Below are 21,761 nucleotides of genomic sequence, written 5' to 3'. Positions count from 1 at the left end.
AGTGAGCTATTGCCGATCGCTCAATGGCAGATTGTGTTTGCCAAGCAAATTCATGCTATCTCCGCAGGCGCAATGTAGCTTTTTTAGCAAGGTTGCCGAGGCGAAAACTCATAATTCTTGAAAATTGATTCAAAACTTAAATTTGCAATGTAAAAAAAATTACAGACCAGCCTCAATTAATGGTTAATCTGTTGATCTCGTCAGGGCAAAATCTTTAGGAAATATTGAAGAAATATTGCAACTATCTGAGAAAGCATCTGAAATTCATTCAGAATCATTTCGTTCAACCATGACAGTCATCTCACTTTCTTGACCAAGATCTGGAACAAGGCGATGAAGGTTTTTGTTTTAAGTTTTGATCTCTCAAAATGGCAAAAACCCTGATCAAGCTAAATGAGAATTGGTTGAGTCAACCCTCATTTTAAAAGCCAGTTTGGTCAGGAGTGCGGGATGGCAAATCAAAATTTTTCTTTATACTAAAGCAGTAACTAGGACAGTGACCTACACTCAAGTTTCGGGCTTCTGAAATTCCCGTGACACTACTTTCCCTGAGTCTGAACCCATGACGAGTGCGCCCGGTTCCACCAACCCAGCGATCGCCCATCTTCCGGCATACCAGGTTCTTGAGCTGATGTATGAAGGCACAAGAACACTAGTCTATCGCGCAGTGGAAAAGGCAACCCAGCGATCGGTCATCATTAAAGTTCTGTCTCAGGAATATCCGAGTTTTGCAGAATTAGTGCAGTTTCGTAATCAATATACGGTCACCAAAAACTTACCCATTGACGGTATTGTTCACCCCCTCAGCCTAATTCCCTACGGCAATGGATATGGGTTGGTGATGGAAGATTTTGGCGCAATTTCCCTTGCTCAATATCTTCAAGACAATACAGTCACTCTCGTTGAAATTCTAGAAATTGCAGTTCGTTTGGTTGAAATTCTCCATGAATTGCATCAATATCGCGTTATTCATAAAGATATTAAACCAACTAATATTCTCATTGACCCCACTTCCAAACAGGTCAAATTAATTGACTTTGGAATTGCTTCTCTGTTGCCCAAGGAAACCCAATCCCTTCAAAGCCCCAAAAGTTTGGAAGGAACCCTCGCCTATTTGGCTCCAGAACAAACGGGGCGCATGAATCGGGCGATCGATTATCGATCTGATTTTTATGCCCTAGGAGTTACGTTCTATCAAATGTTGACGGGAGAATTACCGTTTAAGGGTCAAGATCCTCTGGAGCTAATTCATTGCCATATGACGCAAATTCCACCAGCGGTGGATGTGTTGAACCCTCAGGTTCCTGGCATGGTGGCGGCGATTGTCAACAAGTTGATGGCCAAAAATGCGGAGGATCGCTACCAAAGTGCTTTGGGGTTGAAGCATGACCTGGAGCATTGCCTCAACCAATATGCCCTTCAAGGGCGGGTGGCAGTTTTTTCCTTGGGCGATCGGGACTTAAACGATCGATTCCTGATTCCTGAAAAACTTTATGGTCGCCAAACGGAAGTTCAAGCCCTTTTAGATGCGTTCGATCGCGTGGCCCAGGGAGTCTCGGAATTAATGTTAGTGGCGGGATTTTCCGGCATTGGTAAAACTGCCGTGGTTAGTGAAGTCCATAAGCCGATCGTGCGCCAACGAGGCTACTTCATTAAGGGAAAATTTGATCAATTTAATCGCAATATTCCCTTTTCGGCCTTTGTCCAAGCGTTTCGAGATTTGATGGGGCAGCTTCTCTCGGAATCTGACCAACAACTTGCCCAATGGCGCACCAAAATTTTGACAGCCCTGGGAACCAACGGGCAGGTACTCGTTGAAGTGATTCCTGAGTTAGAGCGGATTATTGGTTCGCAACCACCGGCTCCGGAGTTATCCGGTTCGGCGGCTCAAAATCGATTTAATTTGCTCTTTCAGAATTTCCTCCAAATTTTTACCCAAGCGACCCATCCCCTGGTTTTATTTTTGGATGATTTGCAGTGGGCTGATTCGGCCTCTTTGCAACTGATTAAGATCCTAATGGATGGTCATCCCTATCTTTTATTATTGGGAACCTATCGAGACAATGAAGTCTCGTCTGCCCATCCGTTAATGTTGACCATTGAGGAGCTAAAAAAAGCAGAGGTCACACTGCAAACAATTACCCTTGCCCCCCTAGGGTTTCAAGATACTAATCAGTTGGTGGCGGAAACTCTACATTGCGGCTTGGATCGATCGCGCCTGCTGACGGAGTTAATTTATCTTCGCACCCAAGGAAATCCCTTCTTTACGGCCCAATTTTTGAAGGCCCTCAAAGAAGATGGCTATATTTTGTTTGACCGCGAGCAAGGCATTTGGGAATGCGACTTAGCGCCCATCAGCACCCTGTCTTTAACGGACAATGTGGTGGAATTTATGGCCTTGCAGCTTCAGAAGTTACCCGCGGCCACTCAAGGCGTTTTGAAGCTAGCCGCTTGTATTGGCAACCAGTTTGATTTGAGCACCTTGGCCATTGTTTCTGAGCAGTCAGAAACGGAGACCGCCGCTGCCCTCTGGAAAGCATTGCAAGAGGGGTTAATTTTGCCCCAAAGCGAGGTTTATAAATTCTATTTGGGTCAAGAAATCCCAGAGGCAACGGAAACAGAAACCACAGTGAGCGATCGGGCTGTTTATCGCTTTTTGCACGATCGCGTTCAACAGGCGGCCTATGCCTTGATTGATGATGACCAAAAACAGGCAACTCATCTTTGTGTGGGTCGGTTGTTGTTGGAGCAACTTTCAGAGCGCGATCGGGAAGAGCGGATCTTTGAAATTGTTAACCACCTCAACGTGGGTCAAGCGCTCATTGCAGCCCCCAGCCAACAGCGAGAATTAGCCCAATTAAATTTCTTAGCCGGTTGCAAGGCCAAAGCCGCCACCGCCTACGCAGCCGCATTGACCTATATTCGCACGGCGATCGAGTTACTACCGGAGGCGATCGCCCAAAAAGACTATGACCTCAGTTTTAGACTCGATAAAGAGCGGGCAGAAATTGAATATTTGAACGGCAACTTAGAAGCAGCAGAAATCTGGATTCAAAGAGCCTTGGGCAAGGCCAAAACTTCCTTGGAAAAAGCTGATGTTTACAATATGTCGATCTTGCAATATACCTTGCAAGCCAAATATCCCGAAGCGATTCAAGCGGGCTGTCAAGGCTTAGCGCTCCTGGATATTGACCTGCCTATTGACCACCTGGAAGCGGCCCTGGCTCAAGAATTAGACCAAGCTAAAACATTGGCTAATCATAATTCCTTTGAGGTGCTCACTCAGTTGCCGATCATGACTGAGCCAGAGCAAAAAATGGCCATCAAGCTGTTAATTAGCATGGGGCCGCCCACCTATCGCTCCCATCAACGGCTATGGTCGGTCATTTGTGCCAAGGCGGTGAATCTTTGTTTGCAATATGGCAACACACCGGAAATTGGCTACATCTACCCGGCTTTTGGTGGACTGCGGGGCTATGCCTTGAATAACTATCAAGGCACTGATCAATTGCTGGATATTACCCTGCAGTTAATTCAAGCTTTTAATAACAAGTCCGCTGAAAGCGTGGCTTATCTGATGATTGGCAGTTCCTTGCGCCATTGGTCAGATCCCCTCAAAATCGCCACGGAAGATTATCTATCTTCCTATCGAGTGGGGCTGGAATCGAGCAATTTGCAATACGCGGCCTACGCCTTTGGCCATAATATGTATTGCCGGTTTTATCAAAGCCTGCCTCTAGATCAACTGTTTGATGAAATTACAGAGTATTTAAATTTTAGTCGCAAGCATAAAAATCAGTGGGCGATCGACCTGATGTTGGGTGGGCTGTCCGTGGTTGCCAATCTCCTAGACCCTGAGTATGATCCAACGGATTTATCGATCGGCTGGGGCAAGATTCAGTCGGAGCTAGCCTACCTGGAACAATGCCGAATTCACAAAAATTGGCAAGTTATTTGCATTTTTAATATTCTGCGCACCCAAGTTCTTCTGATTTTTGATCAACTGGAAGAGGCCTATTATTACGGTCAGCAGGCGGAATCAGAAATTATTAATGTGGCTCCTCAAGGGCTGTTACCCTATGTTCATCATTGTTTTGTCTATGCGCTGCTCTTAGCTGCTCGATATGAGCAAACCCCTGAAGAGCAAAAAGCCAGGGATTGGACAACCATTATTCGTTATCGTGACCAGCTCAAGATCTGGGCCGATAACTGTCCTGAAAATTTCTTGCATCTTTACTTTTTGGTGAAGGCAGAAACCGATCGCCTCACCAATCAATATCCTGAGGCGATCGAGTCCTATGATTGGGCGATCGCCAACGCCAAAGGCATGGGCTATCTCCAGGAAGAAGCCCTGGCCAATGAACTGGCTGCGAAGTTTTATATGGGTTGGGGTAAGGAGAAAATTGCCGCTGTTTATCTCCAGGAAGCCTACTATTGCTATGCCCGCTGGGGAGCCAAAGCCAAAATTCGAGATCTGGAAATTCGCTATCCCAAATTGTTGCGACCAATTCTTCAGGCGAGTTCCACCTCGGTTGACTTTCTCAACACATTGATGACTCTTACTTCGGTTAACCCGACCATCCACAGCAGCACGCATAAAAGTGCCAGCAGCGCTCGGCTTAACCAAACCTTGGACTTTGCCAGCATTTTGCGAGCATCACAGGCCCTTTCTAGCACCATTCAATTAGAGGAATTGTTGGGTCAGCTTACACAAATTATTTTGCAAAACTCCGGAGCAGAACGTTGCGTTTTGGTGCTGGCTGATGATAGTGGAAGCTGGCAAGTGCGCGCTACGGCCACACTGAAATTAACCCAATTGGGAAATGATCCTTTAACCGATCATAGTCAAGTGCCAGCCAAGCTCATTCGGTATGTAAAAAATACCCAAGAACTGGTCGTTATTGATGATTTGGTTACGGATTTGCCAGTCATTGGGAATTATTTAAATCAACACCAACCGAAGAGCGTCCTCTGTTTACCGATCCTCAATCAGGGACAATTACTGGGTTGTTTGTACTTGGAAAATCGGCTAACCGCCGGAGTTTTCACCAATGATCGAGTGATTATTCTCAACTTCCTTTGTACGCAAGCGGCCATTTCTCTTAACAATGCCAAGCTTTATCAGCAGGTGCAACAGTCTTTCACGGACTTACAGCAAGCGCAATTAAAGCTAGTTCAAAGTGAAAAAATGTCGGCTTTGGGAAGTTTAGTGGCGGGAGTTGCCCACGAAATCAACAACCCGATCGGCTGCATTATTGGCAACATTGACGCAACCCAAATTTATATTGAAGATCTCCTGGGCTTGCTCGATCTCTATGCTCAAGAGTTGCCGAATCCCAGCGCCCAAATTCAAGCGGAATTGGAAGCAGTGGATTTGGACTATGTGCGCGATGATGCCATGCAACTGATTCGGGCCATGAAAGAAAGTGGCGATCGAATCCGTGCCATCAGCAAGAGTTTGCGAACCTTTTCCCGAGCGGATACGGAAAGCAAGCAATTGTTTGATGTGCGTGAAGGAATTGACAGCACCGTTTTGATCTTGCGCCATCGCCTGAAGGGCAATGATCACCGACCAGCGATTCATGTGGCAACCGATTATGATCCAGTGCCCGAAATTCATTGCTTTCCGGGGCAACTGAACCAGGTGTTTATGAATTTGTTAGCCAATGCGATCGATGCGTTGGATGAGGCCAGTCAAGGGCAGAGTTTTGCAGCGTTAACCGCCGCTGCTCAGGCAATTTCCATTCGCGTCACGTCCGATCAAGCAACTGTTCAAGTCACGATCGCGGACAACGGGGTGGGAATTCCTGAGGAAATTATCGGCAAGATTTTTGACCAGGCATTCACCACCAAGGCAGTAGGTCGCGGAACAGGGCTAGGATTGGCGATCGCCCGCCAAATTGTAGTGGATATTCATGGGGGCAGCTTGGAGGCAAAATCAACGATCGGTCAGGGGACAGAATTTGTGATTTGCTTGCCGATCGATCGCCCCAATTGATCTGTAATCAATTGCTCATCGAATAGACTTCTTGCACGAATCAGCTCACAGCCCTCATCCCCCAACCCCTTCTCCCAAGGAGGGCGAAGGGGAGTCAGAAATCGGGAGTTACGGCGATTTTGTTGTTATTCGTCAAGTCCCTCTCCCAACTTGGGAGAGGGATTTAGGGTGAGGGTTTTGATTGATGCAAGAGGTCTAATGCATTGCTCATCGATCGCCCCCATGAATTGTTTCGCCTTCATGAATCGTTAATGCGATCCAGAATCTGAAATTTAATCCCAGAAATAATCCTATCCAAGAAATTGGATAGCCCCTTGGCGCAACAGTTCCCAGCCCGTCGGCCCCCAGCGCACCACGGTGGATGGCTCGCCGGAACCCACTTCCGAATCGCCCATAGCCGCCACTTCATCGGGGCTAAGGGTCAGCAGTTCGGGAAATTCCCGGTTAATGTCCGCGATCGTCCGCAGAGGAGGTTGCCCCGATCGATTCACACTGGTGGTGAGCAGCGGCCCCGTTTGGGCCAAAATCGCCTTGGCCACTTCGCAGGCGGGAACCCGCAGCCCGATCGAGCGCGTGGGGCCCAAGATGTCGTTCATGGGCGGCAGGCGATCGCTCTGGGCAGGCAACACGATCGTTAAGGCTCCCGGCCAATAGTCTTGGGCGATCGCCTGCCATTGGCCCAGGTCACCAGCCCGATCGTCCACATAGGGCCACAAATCCGCTGGCTGGGCACCCATCAAAATCAAGGGCTTTTGGAAATCGCGCTGCTTGGTGGCATAGACCGCCGGGGCCCGATCGGGCCGGGCCGCCAGAGCCGGAACCGTATCCGTGGGGAAGCTGGCGAGGGCGGTTCCTGTCTGCAAGCCAGCGATCAGGGCTGAGAGGGTGACTTGGGGCAAGCTGAGAACTCCTGGTGCGATCGCAACAGTTGGCCAAATCGGCGAAAAATTACAAGAAATTGGGAGAGATTAGGAAAAATCAGGGTGCGAGAACTGCAGGCGCTTGGCACAACCGGGCGCAACCTAGTGGCGTGACAGGCTCCATTCATTGGGTCAAAGGCACGAAGCCAGTCGTAGTAACAAGGGGCTTAAGCCCCTTGCTGCCTAACGAGTTGGTGACGGCAACAGTCATTTAACTTGACCTATCAAAATAAGCTTGTCGAACTACTAGCCGCTGCATCAACCCCTAAACCTCATCATCTTCGTCATAGAACCGGGTGGAAAAAACAGGCTCCGACATCTTGCTTGTGGGAATTAGGGGCGGCTGTTCTGAGTCGAGGGAGTCGAGGGCCGGCAAATCAACCACCGTGGGAATGATTGGGGGGTCGGTGATTGCATCCTTCGCCTCGTCTGCCAGGGAATCCAAGTCCCGATCGACTGCCGCAACGGCAAAGTCACTCCGATCGCCCGCTTCATCTCGATCGATCGGGTCGATCGCCGGGGGATTGAGCACCTCGGGGAGGGTGGGCGGCTGCGGTGGGTTCGGCTCCGAATCCGTCGCTTCGTCGGGATGCACCGTGGCCCGATCGCTGGCCCGGCGAAACACCAAGCTGGTTTGACCATTCATCTCGATCGCTTCCACCTCGATCGTGTCGCCTTCGGTGAATTCTCCGGCCAGGATTTGATCGGCGATCGGGTTTTCCAGTTCCTTTTGGATCGCTCGCTTCAGGGGACGGGCCCCATACACCGGGTCGTAGCCCACATCGGCAATGTAGGTTTTGGCTGATTCAGACAGGGCGATCGCGATTTTTTGATCGGCCAACAGTCGCTCAATCCGCTTCATTTGAATGGAAACAATTTGTCGCAAATTCGCCTTTGAGAGGGCTTCAAAAATAATCGTTTCATCCACCCGATTCAAAAACTCGGGGCGGAAGTGCGATCGCAAAGCCTTCAGCACCCGATCGCGCATTTCGTCATAACCTTCCTCTTCCAGGCTGGATTTCAAAATATGCTCGCTGCCCAGATTACTGGTCATGATCAAAATGGTGTTCCGGAAATCCGCCACACGCCCTTGACCATCCGTTAAGCGCCCATCATCGAGCACTTGCAGCAAGATATTAAAAATGTCCGGGTGTGCCTTTTCTACTTCATCAAACAAAATCACCGAATAGGGATGCCGCCGCACCGCGTCGGTGAGCTGGCCACCCGCTTCATAGCCCACATATCCCGGCGGCGCACCCACCAACCGCAACACATTTTGCTTTTCCATATATTCGGACATATCAATCCGAATCATGGCATCTTCGCTATCAAATAGCAGTTCCGCCAAGGCGCGGGCCAATTCCGTTTTACCGACCCCCGTGGGCCCCAAAAACAGAAAGGAACCGATCGGGCGGCCCGGGTCTTTCATGCCAGCGCGGGCCCGGCGAATGGCAGCGGCCACAGCGGTGATCGCCTCCTGTTGGCCAATCACGCGATCGTGTAAATAGCGCTCCAATTGCAGGAGTTTTTGGCGCTCCGATTCCATCAACCGATTCACCGGAATGCCGGTCCATTTCGCCACCACTTCCGCAATATCCGCTTCCGTGACCTGCTCCCGCAACATGGGCACGGCCATTTGCGTTTGGATGGCCAACAATTGGGATTCCTTAGCGGCCCGCTCCTCTTGAATGCGCTCTAGGTCACCATACTTAAGCTGGGCTGCCAAGTTGAGATCATAGTCTCGTTCCGCTTGCTCAACTTGTTTTTGCAGGGTGCTTTCTTGCTCTTTTAAATTGCCAATTTCATCGAGTAATTCTTTCTCGCCCCGCCACTGTTGATCCAGCTCCGTTTGTTGGCTCTGGAGGGTGCTAATTTCAGCTTCAATGCGCAGCAGTCGATCGCGCGAGGCCGTTTCGCCCTGCAAGGACAACCGCTCCATTTCCAATTGCCGTAGCCGTCGTTCGATCGTCTCCAATTCCACCGGCTTGGAGGTGATTTCCATTTTTAATTTGGCGGCCGCTTCGTCCACCACATCGATCGCCTTATCGGGCAGGAATCGATCGGGAATATAGCGATTGGAGAGCTGGGTGGCCGCCACCAAAGCCGCATCGGAAATCTTCACCCCGTGGTGAACTTCATAGCGCTCCTTCAGACCCCGTAGGATCGAAACCGTCACGTCGATCGTCGGTTCTTCCACCAAAACCTGCTGGAATCGCCGTTCCAGGGCCGGATCCTTTTCCACATGGGTGCGATATTCATCGAGGGTGGTGGCTCCAATGCACCGCAGTTCCCCCCGCGCCAACATCGGTTTCAGCAGGCTGCCCGCGTCCATGGCGCTGCTTTGGCCCGATCCCGTGCCGATGATCGTGTGCAGCTCATCGATGAACAACACCACGGAGCCGCCCGAGTGGGTCACGGCCCGCAGAACCGATCGCAGCCGTTCTTCAAACTCGCCCCGAAACTTGGCTCCGGCGATCAGGCTGCCCATATCCAGCACAATTAACCGCCGATTTTTGAGGGATTCCGGCACATCCCCATTCACAATCCGTTGGGCCAAGCCTTCCACCACGGCGGTTTTGCCCACGCCCGGCTCCCCAATTAACACTGGGTTATTTTTGCTGCGGCGTGAGAGCACCTGAATCACACGGCGAATTTCCTCATCGCGGCCAATCACCGGATCCAATTTGCCGGCCCGGGCCTGTTCGGTCAGGTCGCGCCCAAAGCGCTCTAGGGCTTCCAGGGGATCTTCTTCCTTGCTCACACTGTCCCGGGCGGGGCCAGCGGCTTCAGTCGATCGCTCCTGGGCCTTGATGGCGCTGCGAATTTCCCGAATGGCCGCCTCCACGTCCTGGGGATCCACCCGTAACGATCGCAGAATTTTGCGCCCCACCCGATCGTCATCGGCAAAGGCCAACAGCAGGTGATCAATGCCAATTTCCCGATCGCCCCAGGACTCCCGAGCCACATCAGCCCGATCGAGCAGGGCATCTAACCCCCGCCCCAGGTAGAGCTGGTCACCCGCGCCGCCCCGGGGTTGTCGTTGGCCAAAATTTTCCAACTGCCGCGCCACCTGGGCCGGATCCAGTTGGGCCCGCTCCAGCACCACCGCCGCCGTGTCGTTAATTTCCAGCAGAGCCAAGATCACATGCTCCACCTCCAGGTTCTGCTGGCGCATCCGGCGGGCCACTTCTTGGGAATTAACGATCGCTTCCCAGGCTTTTTCGGTGAACTGATTGGGGTCGGTGGGCTGCATGGATGGCGCTAGGAAAAGTGAGCATGGCCCGATCGTAGTCGATCGGGAGTGCCTACGAGGACGTTGGCTATTTTAGGGGTTAATCAACAGCCTGAAGACAAGTTTGGGCGAGCTGCTCCGCTTGGGCCGGGTCGATCGACTCAGGCGCGGCCAATACCTGGCCGTTCAGGCCGCTCCCTTGCCAATAGTCCACAAACTCCGACGCAGCACCGCAGAGGATCCAGCGCGAGGGAGCCGCTTGGCCGTAGGCGGTGATGGTTTCGATCGCCAGGGAAAACCCGCCGGCCTTGAATTTGGGGTTCAACTCCCCGTCATATTCAAACTTGCTCAACATCAACTGCACCGCCCGCAAGGATCGGGCATCAAACCCAGGGGCATCGGTCAAGGTGCGGGCCCGAAACACCGGCCGCAAGGTTTGGAACGGAATTCGCACCGTTTGCCAGATGTTGTAGACCGTATCAAAGGAAGCGCAATAGCCAATGCCATCCCAGCGGGATTCCGCGCGCAAAATGAGCTTGTAGCGCTGGCCATCACCCTTGATGCGCAATTCCAACCCCTCAAAGGCCGACAGATTAATCGGCTCCTGAAAATTGCGGGTGCGAATGGAGGCGAACCCCCCGGAATTGTCAGTGGAAACATTCCCCGCAAACAGGCCATATCCATTAAACAAACGCAAATCGCTGCTGCTGACTCCGCCCATCACCACATCATCGATCGCCCCCCAAACTTGGGCCAGTTCGGGGCTGGGTTGCCGAAAGTCGCAAACCATTTGCGGCGATCGTTGGGGCGATCGGGTCGCTTGAGCCGCGCGATCGACCCAGGCTTCGGGGGCCGCCGCTCCAAAAATCAAAATCGCCGCCGCCTGTTCGATCGGCGCTTCCGCCCATTGCTCAAGGGTCAGCCAATGGAGGTTGGGATCCGCCGGCAGCCGGGCCCGATCGACCCCCAAGGCCCAAACTTGATAATTCCGTTGCAGGAGCGATCGCACCACCCGCCGGCCCACATCCCCACAGGCCCCCCACACCAGGGCGATCGGGCGCGGAGCCTGGGCTAAAGACGGTTCCATCCAATCCACCTTGGCCTGTGTCCCCATCAGTTTTTGTACCCAACCAAAATCACCAATCACGGGAAACACCCCAAAATAGCGCAGGGTGCTGACGAATCGATCAAATGCCCAAGTTGCCATTGGTTTGCGTGGGGTGAATCAACGGTCTAATCAAAGACTCGATGCAGTGGACTGTATTGATCCTGTGGACTGTATTGATCCTAATGATTTCCCCCAAGGCTTTGCGGAACCATGGGCCGTTATTTAACCCAATCGGTGGCGCAACCAAAGGGCCATGAGCGGCAAAGCCACCCGATACCCCAACTCGGGCCCATAAACCAAACCCTTTTGTTGCAAGCTGGCCAGGGCCCCTTGCAGGCCGCCCCCCCGCGAAAGGCGGTGTTTTTGAACATATTCCCGCGCATGGGGGCGATCGGTCGGATCCAACGCCAAACTTTCCAGCAGCCGCACTTGGGAATCGGGCAGCAACAACAGCAACGATTCAAACGTGGCCGACAAGTCCTCTACTAACCCGATCGCCGCGCGATCGACCTGCTCCGCCGTGATCGCCACCGGGGTCGCCGTCGATCGGCCCCGTTGCCCCGCCAGCACATCCAGCCAAATTCGCCGAGCCAGGGCGATCGACTCACCAAAATGGCCGCCCGCATTCAGGGCAAACCGCCGAATTGCTTCCGGAGTCCAGTGCAATCCCAGTCGATCGCTCCGTTCCCGCAGCCAGGGTTCCAATTCCGCCGCCGACAGGGGAGGCAGCAACAAAATCGCCAAATTATGATCGGTGACCCACTCATCGGCCGTCGTGGCAATCAGGGCATAGCTCACTCGGGCTTGCCGTTGAATTTCGGCCCGCAAATATTGCTCCCAGCGCCCGTCACGATCCCATGACCTGAGGTGGGGCAAATTCGCCAAAACCATTACCACCCGATAGTTCAGGCCATCGGCCAACTGTTGAGGCAAGGCCAGCAGCGATTGAAAACTCGCCCACTGATCGGCCGTAGGCGGCAACCGCAGTTCTGGCCGATGCCCCCAGCGGATGGTGGCCCCCATGGTCTCGGCCCACCGTTGCAGGGTTTGGCGCTCCCGTTCTTGGCGGCAGGCTTGCAAAATGCCCGTGGCCAAACAGTCCACCAACCGCTCCGGACTCACGGCCCGCAAGCAATCAATTTCCATGACCTGGGCCCCCAAACTGGCGGCCGCATAGGTCAAAAGGGTGCGCCGACCAATGCCCGGCACTCCGGCCAACAGCACGTCGCCATCCGCTTGCAAGATCTGACACAACTGCTCCCGATCGCTCACTCGGCCCACCAAATAGGGCGGAATAAAGGGATTCGGGGGAGGGCGATCGGGAAACACATTCGCAGCCGCCACGGGCGAAAGGATGACCATTTTCACAACCTCAGCCAAACCAGTGACGGACTCCAATCAAGATCGATTGCGATCCTGATAGCACTATATAATAGTGCCAGCCGATCCCGCTGACTCATCTCGCCTTAGGGGATCGCAATTTTTAGCGATCAACGCGACCAAAGCCCATTTGCAAATTTCCTGATCCCAAACCCCGCGATCGCCCACCGTTCAACTAGAGCGATCGGGTTTGGTCACCCACCCCCTCCAGATCTATGACTATTGACTCTCCTGCCCGCACGGCCATCCCCAACGCGGCGGCAGCCAAGCCCGTGGCCTGGCATTCCCTGGATCCACAAGCCGCGATCGAGCAATTGCAGGCCCGGCCCGAAACCGGCCTCAGTTCCGCCGAAGTGCGCGATCGACTGGCCCAATACGGGCCCAACGAACTTGATGATGGCGGTGGCCGCAGCGTTTGGGAAATTCTGTTGGGTCAGTTTGGCGACATCATGTTGCTGATGCTGATCGGGGTTGCCTTCGTGTCCGCCGGCCTGGATCTGTTTGAAGGTTGGCAAAGCACCCAACAGGCCAACCTCAGCTTGGCGGAAGGCTTCCAACAGGGCAAATTTCCCTTTCCCAAGGATGCCTTGGCCATCTTTGTGATCGTGATTTTGAACGGCACGTTGGGCTATTTGCAGGAGAGTCGGGCCGAAAAAGCCCTATCCGCCCTCAAAAAATTGTCATCCCCCCGAGTCCGGGTGCAGCGGGATCAGCAAATCTTGGAAGTGGATGCCAAGGAACTGGTTCCCGGTGATGTGATGTTGATTGAAGCCGGAAACCAGGTGGCCGCCGATGGCCGCATCCTGGAATTGGCCAATCTGCAAATCCAAGAAGCTGCCTTGACTGGGGAAGCCCATGCGGTGGATAAGCAGGTGAATTTGACCCTGGATCCGGAAACGTCCCTGGGCGATCGCATCAACCTGGTGTTTCAAGGCACGGAAGTGATTCAGGGCCGCGGCAAGGTGCTGGTTACGGAAACCGGGATGCGGACGGAGCTGGGCAAAATTGCCACCATGATCCAGTCCGTGGAAGCGGAAGAAACCCCCCTGCAACAACGGATGGAGCAGTTGGGCAAGGCCCTGGTCACCGGCTCCATGGTGTTGGTGGTGCTGGTGGTGGTGGGCGGAACCTTTGCCCTGGGCTGGGAAAACTTCCGCAAGCTGCTGGAAGTGTCCCTCAGTATGGCGGTGGCCGTGGTTCCGGAAGGATTGCCCGCCGTGATTACCGTGACGCTGGCCTTGGGAACGCAGCGGATGGTGCGCCGCCATGCCCTGATTCGCAAGCTGCCGGCCGTGGAAACCCTTGGCTCAGTCACCACCATTTGCTCGGACAAAACCGGGACATTGACCCAAAACAAGATGATTGTGCAGGCGTTGGAACTGTGCGATCGCTCCGTACGGGTCACCGGCCAAGGGTACGAACCCTTCGGCTCCCTGCAACCGGTGGATGCGGCAGGACAGTTGGGCGAGCCGCTCGCTGCTGAAACCTTGGCCCAGGAAGCACCGGACGTACATTTGCTGCTGGCGGCCTGCGTACTCTGTAACGATGCCATTTTGCAGTGCGATAAGACCGTGACCGATCGGGGCAAATCGCCTTGGATGATCATTGGAGACCCCACCGAAGGGGGACTGTTGGCCCTGGCTGGCAAAGGCAACCTGAGCCAGGAAGAGTGGACGAAGCGCTATCCCCGCGCCGCTGAAATTCCGTTTTCGTCCGATCGCAAACGGATGAGCGTGTTTGTGCGCACGGATCAGGCCGGGCCGCTGTCGTTGGCGGCCATCACCGGCCCCGCCAAGGTTTTGATGGCCGGCAAAGGATCGCCAGAACTATTGTTGGAGCGGTGCGATCGCATTCAAAGCGGTGCCCAGTCCCGCCCCCTGACCCCGGCCGATCGCGCGGATATTTTGGAGCGCAATAACCAATTGGCCAGCAAAGGGCTACGGGTCTTGGGCTTGGCCTACAAACCCTTGGATCAACTGCCCCCCGAAGCCAACAATCATTCACCGGAACAAAACGGCTCCACCACCGACCCCGAACAGAACCTAATTTGGCTGGGACTGGTGGGGATGATGGATGCGCCGCGCCCGGAAGTGGCTGAGGCCGTGGCCCGCTGCCGCATGGCTGGCATCCGCCCAATGATGATTACCGGTGACCATCAACTGACCGCTAAGGCGATCGCCCAGGAGTTGGGCATTGCCGCCGAGGGCGATCGAGCCTTGACCGGCACCGAACTGGAAAAAATGACCCAAGGCGAACTGGAAGAAGCCGTGGGCCGCGTTTCCGTCTATGCCCGTGTTTCCCCAGAGCACAAGCTGCGGATTGTGAAAGCCCTGCAACACCAAGGCAAAATCGCCGCCATGACCGGCGACGGCGTAAACGACGCGCCCGCCCTCAAACAGGCCAACATCGGCATTGCCATGGGCATCACCGGCACCGATGCCAGCAAAGAAGCCAGTGACATGGTGCTGCTGGATGACAACTTCGCCACGATCGTCGCCGCCACCGAAGAAGGCCGCGTTGTTTATGACAACATTCGCCGCTTCGTGAAATATATCCTCGGCTCCAACATCGGTGAGGTGCTGACGATCGCCAGCGCCCCCCTGATCATTCCCATTTCCCAAGTGGGCGGTGATTTGGTGCCCCTCACGCCTCTGCAAATTTTGTGGATGAACTTGGTAACCGATGGGTTGCCGGCCTTGGCTCTGGCCATGGAACCCGCTTCCCCGGACGTGATGCAGCGGCCGCCCCACGCTCCCCACGAAGGTATCTTCGCGCGCGGCTTGGGAGCTTACATGGTGCGGATCGGGATTGTGTTTGCGGTGGTCACCATCGTTCTCATGGTCTGGTCCTATAACTATGCCCAAGGCACTGACCACCCCGATAGCTGGAAAACCATGGTCTTCACGAGCCTTTGCATTGCCCAGATGGGCCACGCTTTGGCCGTGCGATCGGACACGAAGTTGATTGTGGAAATGAATATGTTCTCCAATCCCTATGTGCTCTGGTCGGTGACGCTCACCACGCTGTTGCAATTGGCGTTGGTTTACCTGCCGCCGCTGCAATCCTTCTTTGGCACTTCGGCTTTGGACTTCACGGAACTGCTGGTTTGTCTTGGCTTCAGTGCCCTAATTGTGGTTTGGATTGAGGGTGAAAAGCTGTTCCTCCGTTGGTTCTGGAACAAGCGCTAGGCGATCGTCCTTCGGCCAAAATCACGGGAATCATTGGCATAAATTGCCATGACTGATAACGGGGGGGCGATCGCTCCCCTTTTTGATGGCTTGTTTTTGATGGTTGGTGGCGATCGAGTCCAAAGCACGATCGCCACTAGCAGCATCGTCTCCCTGGGGACAGTGGCCGGTAATCAAAAAATTGCTAAATGTAACGTGATCGAGCCAGTCTTCAGGTCTGCTGAACGGAAAGTTTAGATTTCTTTATCAATTCGTGAACAATCACTGACATTCTTCATCGCGATCTCGTCAGCAATCTTGAACACTCAAATGGCTCCATAGCAGGATTTTTGGCAAAAATTGCCCAAAATTCTCATTTTTAATTCTTTACTTACAGCAAAAAAGATTTATGAATAACGCTTTACGAAGTCAGTAGAATAGCAACATCCATAAGGCAGTAAGTATTCTTGCTCACCACCATCATGGCGGATCATTTTCCCTGGCTGACCGCGATCATTCTGTTTCCGCTGATCGCGGCCTTCCTGATTCCCCTCCTCCCCGATCGCAACGGCAAAACCGTCCGCTGGTTCGCACTCAGCATCGGCGTACTGGACTTTCTATTGATGGTCTATACGTTCTGGACGCACTACGACTCCAGCAACTCCAGCTTCCAACTGGTTGAAAAATATCCCTGGCTGCCGCAAATCGGCTTTAGCTGGGCCGTCTCCGTTGACGGCATCTCGATGCCCCTCGTCCTGTTGGCCGGATTTGTCACCACGTTGGCCATGTGGGCCTCCTGGCAGGTCGATCGCAAACCTCGGTTGTTCTATTTCCTGATGTTGGTGCTCTATGCAGCCCAAATCGGGGTATTCGTGGCCCAAGACCTGCTGCTGCTCTTCATTCAGTGGGAATTGGAACTGGTTCCGGTATATCTACTGGTTTCCATTTGGGGCGGTCAAAAACGCCGCTACGCCGCCACCAAGTTTCTGATTTACACCGCTGCTGCTTCGATCTTTATTTTGGTTGCTGGCTTGGCCCTGGCCCTGTCCGGCGACGGCCCGGTCACCTTTGACCTCGCAGACCTGGCCCTCAAGAACTATTCCTTGGGCTTGGAACTGTTGCTCTATGCGGGTTTGTTGATTGCATTTGGGGTCAAGCTGGCTATTTTCCCCATGCACACTTGGTTGCCGGATGCCCACGGGGAAGCTTCTGCGCCCGTGTCCATGATTCTGGCGGGTGTGCTGTTGAAAATGGGCGGCTATGGACTGATTCGTCTGAACCTGGAATTGCTGTCCGATGCTCACATCTACTTCGCACCGGTACTGGCCATTCTCGGGGTGGTGAACATCATCTACGGTGCTTTCGCCTCCTTTGCCCAGAACAATATGAAGCGCCGCTTGGCCTATTCGTCCGTGTCGCACATGGGCTTTGTGCTGCTGGGCATCGCTTCGTTCACGGACTTGGGGGTTAGCGGCGCAATGCTGCAAATGCTGTCCCATGGTCTGATTGCAGCCCTGCTGTTCTTCTTAGCAGGTGTGACCTACGACCGCACCCACACTCTGGCGATGGATCAAATGCGCGGCATGGGTCAATTGATGCCGAAGGTGTTTGCGCTGTTCACGGCGGGGGCCCTGGCTTCCTTGGCGCTGCCGGGAATGAGCGGTTTTGCCAGTGAGCTGGCGGTGTTTGTTGGGTTCACCAGCAGCGATATCTATAGCTCCACGTTCTGCACGGTGACGGTGTTCTTGGCTGCGGTGGGTGTGATTCTCACGCCGATTTATCTGCTGTCGATGCTGCGTCAGGTGTTTTACGGAACGAGTGCGGATCTGGCTTGCGAGGTGGGCAATGCGGGCCTGCAAAACCAAGATGTGGAAGGCGCAGTTTGTTTCGGTACCGATTGCGTGTTGCCGGATCAGGCCGTGTTCCGGGATGCCCGGAAGCGTGAGGTGGCCATTTCGATGGCGTTCCTGATTCCGATCGTGGCGATCGGGGTGTATCCGCAACTAGCCACGAAGGTCTATGACGTGAAGACGGTGGCCGTGAACTCGCAGGTTCGGGAGTCTTACACGATCGCGAAGGCCAATCCTGAGTTCTTTGCCCAGGGTCTGTTCCAACGGTCGATCGCCCAAAAGGTGGCTCAGGCTCCGACGCTGGCGGAATAGGGCAGTGGAACCGGGTTGGAAAATGCCCGGTTTCGCCGCTCGGTTAACTCATCGGTTAACTTAATAAACTCCGATCGGGGGCGATCGCTATCTCAAGGAGATGGTCGATCGCCCCCGATTCAGTTACCAGATTCGCAAAAATACAGCCCCCAAAAAATATAGACCCGAAAGCATAAACCCCAAAATTACAGATCGAAAAAATACAGATCAAAAAAGGGAGCCGATCGACTCCCTTGCAAGCTATCTTTTCAAGCCGCATCCAGTTTGCTAAAGACCCCCTAGGGCCTGTCGTCATTCCCTAGGATCGGGCGGAAACGATTGGTTTTCTATGTCCCAGTCGTCGTAACAAGGGGCTTAAGCCCCTTGTCCTCCACGATTTGCCAACGGTGGAATCAGGTTTTCAGGTGATTTGACGACACGCCCTAGGAAATTCCTGAGAAATTCCTAGAAGTTGCCTAGAAATTGCCTGGGAAGCCTATTTTTGCATCCAGCTAAACATGGCCCGCAGATCCTTGCCGACTTCCTCGATCGGGTGTTCTGCTTCCCGACGACGCATGGCCGTGAAGCCAGCCTTACCGGACTGATTTTCCAACACGAAATTGCGAGCGAAGGTTCCGTCTTGGATATCCTTCAGCACCCGGCGCATTTCATCCTTGGTTTCGTCGGTGATGATGCGGGGGCCGGTCACGTAATCGCCGTATTCCGCCGTGTTGGAGATGCTGTCGCGCATCTTGGCCAAACCGCCTTCCACCACCAAGTCCACAATCAGCTTCACTTCGTGCAAGCACTCGAAGTAAGCCAACTCGGGCTGATAACCCGCTTCCACCAGGGTTTCAAAACCTGCCTTGATCAGGGCGCTCAAGCCACCGCACAACACCGCTTGCTCACCAAACAGGTCGGTTTCCGTTTCTTCGCGGAACGTGGTTTCCAAGATGCCACCGCGAGTGCCGCCGATGCCCTTGGCATAGGCCATGGCCAGGTCACGGGCCTTACCGGTTGCGTCTTGATAGACCGCAAACAGAGCAGGCACGCCTTGGCCTTGCTCATAGGTGCGGCGCACCAGATGGCCGGGGCCCTTGGGAGCCACCATCACCACATCCACATCGGCGGGGGGAACCACTTGGCCAAAGTGAATGTTGAACCCATGGGCGAAGGCCAACAACTTGCCCGCGCTCAGGTTCGGCAGAATTTCGTTGCTGTAAACGGTCTTTTGCACTTCATCGGGCAGCAAAATCATGATGAAGTCGGCACGCTTGGCGGCTTCGGCCACGGACACGACTTCTAGACCGGCTTCCCGCGCTTTGGCGGTGGATTTGCTGCCTTCGTAAAGGCCGACAATGACGTTTACGCCGCTATCTTTGAGGTTAAGGGCGTGGGCATGGCCTTGGGAGCCATAGCCGACGATCGCGACGGTTTTGCCGTTCAGCAGGTCTAGGTTTGCGTCGTTGTCGTAGTACAACCGAGCCATTTGATTTCTCCTTCGGACGTGGGCCGTGCAAGGGGCATTGCAAGTGTTCGATCCTAGCGTAAAACGGCACGGGAACCGTTGGCCCGGCTCAGGTTGCCTGTGGGCATAACGTCAAACGGTGCGAGAACCGTTGCTCTGGCTCAGGTTGCCCTTGGGGAACGCGATCGGGGATTAGTCGTCAAGCGATTTATAGGGAACGTTGAAAGAGGTTTGGGTATGGCGTTGCTAGTGCTGACCGATGGGGATGAGCGGCTGAATTTGACGGAAGCCCAGGCGGTTTTGGGTCAGGGAGGCAATGACTCCCTCACGGGAACCAGTGGCGATGACATCCTCTACGGTGGCCTGGGCAACGACACCCTGATCGGCGGTGCTGGAGCCGACATTCTGGGCGGCAACGAGGGGGACAATCGCCTGCGAGGGGGGGCGGGCAGCGATATTTTTGTGATTGAGGCCGGAACCAGCACCACCGGTACAACAACGGCCCTGCAACGAATTGAGGATTTTGATCCAACGAGCGATCGTATTGGGCTGGCTCCGGGGCTGCGGTTCGAGGATTTGGAGATTGTGCGGGTTAGCGATCGCGCCAATGACACCATCGCCACCAGCACCACCGACAGCCCCGGCGAAGTGCTGATTTTTCTGAAGGGCACAACCAACCTGCTGGCCCGGGTGGCCAATGTGCGGGTAGCCGACTTGGGGCGCGATCGATTTGTGGAAGCGGAGGTGTTGCAATTTAGCGACAGCACCTTCCAGGTTCGGGAAGATGGCACACCGCTCACCAGTATTCGCATTGAGCGCAGTTTTCCCTTCCTAAAATCGCCAATCACCACCAAAACGGTCACGGTGGCCGTGAGCAATGGCACGGCGATCTTGGGCCAAGATTTGCGCTTGGATGGGCCGATCGTGGCGGAGTTTGGGGCCGATGAGCGATCGGTCTCGGTGGTGTTGCCGCTGGTGGATGACTTGCTGGTGGAGGGAACGGAAACCCTACGCCTCACCTTGACGGATCCAACCGGGGGCAGCAAGCTGGGCGATCGCACCCAGGCGACCCTCTTGATTGAGGACAATGACCAGCCTGCAGCGGCTTCACCGGGCCGATTAGATTTCAGCGGCTCCGTCTACAGCGTTGAAGAAAGTGATGGTTCCGCCCTGATTGCCATCACTCGCACGGGGGGCACCAACGGCGAAATTACCGCCACGATCGATATCGTCAATGACAGCGCGATCGTTTTCCGCGACCTGGGCGCACCGGAACCCACCGTGGTGCGGTTTGCCGACGGCGACAGCACCACCCAATTTGTCCGGGTTCCTCTGATTGACAACTTTGTGGAGGATGGAACCCGCAGCGCCATTTTGCGGCTGGTGAACCTGACCAACGGAGCCAGCACCGGAGAACGCCCCGCCGCCCGCTTAGAAATTATCGATAATGACGGCCCGGCCGGAACTTTATCCTTCAGCCAGCCGGTTTTTAGCGTGGTGGAAGGCCAGGCGATCGCCTCGATCACGGTCACCCGCAGCAACGGCAGCAGCGGCCCCGTCACCGCCCTCATTTCCACCACCAGCGGCACGGCCGTTCCCGGTGCTGATTTTGGCATTCCCGCCAGCACCCTGGTGAGCTTTGCCGATGGGGACACCACACCCCAGACGATTCAATTCTCGATCGGGGATGATGCCCTGTTGGAAGCCACCGAAGTGGTGAATCTGGCCTTGGTGAACCCGACGGGCGGGGCCTTGCTGGGGCGGCAAAATACGGCAGTGCTGGAGATTGCCGATAATGATCGATTCACAGCCCAGGTCAACTTTGGGCAAGTGCGCGATCTCCAGCCGATCGGCACGGATCCGATTACGGGCGTTCAATTTTCCAGCAATGCCCTAGGAATTTTGGATTACAACGCGGGTGGCAGTGGCAACTTCACCGATCCGTTGCTGAATGCCGGAGCCGCCGCCCAAGTGATGACCTACGGAGAAGGGCGATCGATTGTGATGACCGTGGCCAACGGGTTTCGCGATCGCCTTAGTTTCCGTTATGCGGCCCCCTTTGCCCTTGATCCTCGCCGCGATCCCGATGGGGATGGCCTCCACGAAGTGACGCTCTACGACGGGCCCAACGGCACTGGAAATATTTTGGCCATTATCGATTTGCCCCGAACTGCCGACAGCAACTTACCCGTGGGAGCCTATGCCCTGACCCGCGATCCCTTCGTGGTTAACTTCAGTGGCATTGCCCGATCGGTCACCTTCGGCAGCCAAGCAGACAAGCTGATTTTGGACGACATCGCGATCGGCTAGGCTCATCTCGTCCCCACTGGCCCTTGATCCCACCAGA

10 protein-coding genes are annotated in these 21,761 nt (G+C 54.5%); 5 read left to right on the top strand and 5 right to left on the bottom strand.

All coding sequences use genetic code 11. The features are described from left to right. Window positions 1-562: 562 nt before the first annotated feature. A complete protein-coding gene (locus tag AC2IAX_RS00615; protein WP_494388873.1) occupies window positions 563-5,998 on the top strand; it encodes a trifunctional serine/threonine-protein kinase/ATP-binding protein/sensor histidine kinase in 5,436 nt (1,811 codons plus the stop codon). A gap of 290 nt (window positions 5,999-6,288) precedes the next feature. Here AC2IAX_RS00615 and AC2IAX_RS00610 read toward each other — a convergent pair whose 3' ends face one another. The 4 genes from AC2IAX_RS00610 to AC2IAX_RS00595 all read right to left on the bottom strand — a co-directional run bounded on the left by AC2IAX_RS00610 (window position 6,289) and on the right by AC2IAX_RS00595 (window position 12,620). After that, a complete protein-coding gene (locus AC2IAX_RS00610) occupies window positions 6,289-6,897 on the bottom strand; it encodes an L-threonylcarbamoyladenylate synthase (protein ID WP_494388872.1) in 609 nt (202 codons plus the stop codon). A 286-nt stretch (window positions 6,898-7,183) separates the two neighbouring features. Next, a complete protein-coding gene (gene clpB, locus AC2IAX_RS00605; protein WP_494388871.1) occupies window positions 7,184-10,171 on the bottom strand; it encodes an ATP-dependent chaperone ClpB in 2,988 nt (995 codons plus the stop codon). Window positions 10,172-10,250: 79 nt separating this feature from the next. Continuing rightward, window positions 10,251-11,357: a CIA30 family protein gene (locus AC2IAX_RS00600; protein WP_494388870.1), complete on the bottom strand. Its 1,107-nt coding sequence runs from the start codon at window positions 11,355-11,357 to the stop codon at window positions 10,251-10,253. A gap of 123 nt (window positions 11,358-11,480) precedes the next feature. Further along, the gene (locus AC2IAX_RS00595) at window positions 11,481-12,620 is read right to left on the bottom strand and encodes an ATP-binding protein (protein ID WP_494390448.1); all 1,140 of its coding nucleotides are present in this window, start codon (window positions 12,618-12,620) and stop codon (window positions 11,481-11,483) included. A gap of 233 nt (window positions 12,621-12,853) precedes the next feature. Here AC2IAX_RS00595 and AC2IAX_RS00590 point away from each other — a divergent pair, with 233 nt between their 5' ends. The 3 genes from AC2IAX_RS00590 to AC2IAX_RS00580 all read left to right on the top strand — a co-directional run bounded on the left by AC2IAX_RS00590 (window position 12,854) and on the right by AC2IAX_RS00580 (window position 17,967). Then, window positions 12,854-15,826 carry a cation-translocating P-type ATPase gene (locus tag AC2IAX_RS00590; protein WP_494388869.1) on the top strand — a complete coding sequence of 991 codons (2,973 nt, stop codon included), beginning with the start codon at window positions 12,854-12,856 and terminating at the stop codon, window positions 15,824-15,826. A gap of 48 nt (window positions 15,827-15,874) precedes the next feature. Beyond that, window positions 15,875-16,063 carry a hypothetical protein gene (locus AC2IAX_RS00585; RefSeq protein ID WP_494388868.1) on the top strand — a complete coding sequence of 63 codons (189 nt, stop codon included), beginning with the start codon at window positions 15,875-15,877 and terminating at the stop codon, window positions 16,061-16,063. Window positions 16,064-16,284: 221 nt separating this feature from the next. After that, window positions 16,285-17,967 (top strand): NAD(P)H-quinone oxidoreductase subunit 4, encoded by a 1,683-nt coding sequence (locus tag AC2IAX_RS00580; protein ID WP_494390447.1) that lies wholly within the window; start codon window positions 16,285-16,287, stop codon window positions 17,965-17,967. 475 nt (window positions 17,968-18,442) lie between these two features. Here the strand turns inward: AC2IAX_RS00580 and ilvC are convergent, their stop codons facing one another. Then, window positions 18,443-19,435, bottom strand: a complete 993-nt coding sequence (gene ilvC, locus AC2IAX_RS00575) for a ketol-acid reductoisomerase (protein ID WP_099533592.1) — start codon at window positions 19,433-19,435, stop codon at window positions 18,443-18,445. 216 nt (window positions 19,436-19,651) lie between these two features. On the opposite strand from ilvC, the gene AC2IAX_RS00570 reads away from it, so the two are divergent. Next, window positions 19,652-21,724 carry a Calx-beta domain-containing protein gene (locus AC2IAX_RS00570; protein ID WP_494388867.1) on the top strand — a complete coding sequence of 691 codons (2,073 nt, stop codon included), beginning with the start codon at window positions 19,652-19,654 and terminating at the stop codon, window positions 21,722-21,724. Window positions 21,725-21,761: the final 37 nt, after the last annotated feature.

The organism is Limnothrix sp. HT2024 (assembly GCF_059138625.1).
This window is presented reverse-complemented; position numbering and strand designations above follow the sequence as displayed.

What these genes read in the sequence shown, in the direction of transcription:
- AC2IAX_RS00595 (WP_494390448.1), bottom strand. Translation starts at nt 12,620, where the DNA reads ATGGTCATCCTTTCGCCCGTGGCGGCTGCGAATGTGTTTCCCGATCGC.
- ilvC (WP_099533592.1), bottom strand. Translation starts at nt 19,435, where the DNA reads ATGGCTCGGTTGTACTACGACAACGACGCAAACCTAGACCTGCTGAAC.
- AC2IAX_RS00590 (WP_494388869.1), top strand. Translation starts at nt 12,854, where the DNA reads ATGACTATTGACTCTCCTGCCCGCACGGCCATCCCCAACGCGGCGGCA.
- AC2IAX_RS00615 (WP_494388873.1), top strand. Translation starts at nt 563, where the DNA reads ATGACGAGTGCGCCCGGTTCCACCAACCCAGCGATCGCCCATCTTCCG.
- clpB (WP_494388871.1), bottom strand. Translation starts at nt 10,171, where the DNA reads ATGCAGCCCACCGACCCCAATCAGTTCACCGAAAAAGCCTGGGAAGCG.
- AC2IAX_RS00585 (WP_494388868.1), top strand. Translation starts at nt 15,875, where the DNA reads ATGACTGATAACGGGGGGGCGATCGCTCCCCTTTTTGATGGCTTGTTT.
- AC2IAX_RS00600 (WP_494388870.1), bottom strand. Translation starts at nt 11,357, where the DNA reads ATGGCAACTTGGGCATTTGATCGATTCGTCAGCACCCTGCGCTATTTT.
- AC2IAX_RS00570 (WP_494388867.1), top strand. Translation starts at nt 19,652, where the DNA reads ATGGCGTTGCTAGTGCTGACCGATGGGGATGAGCGGCTGAATTTGACG.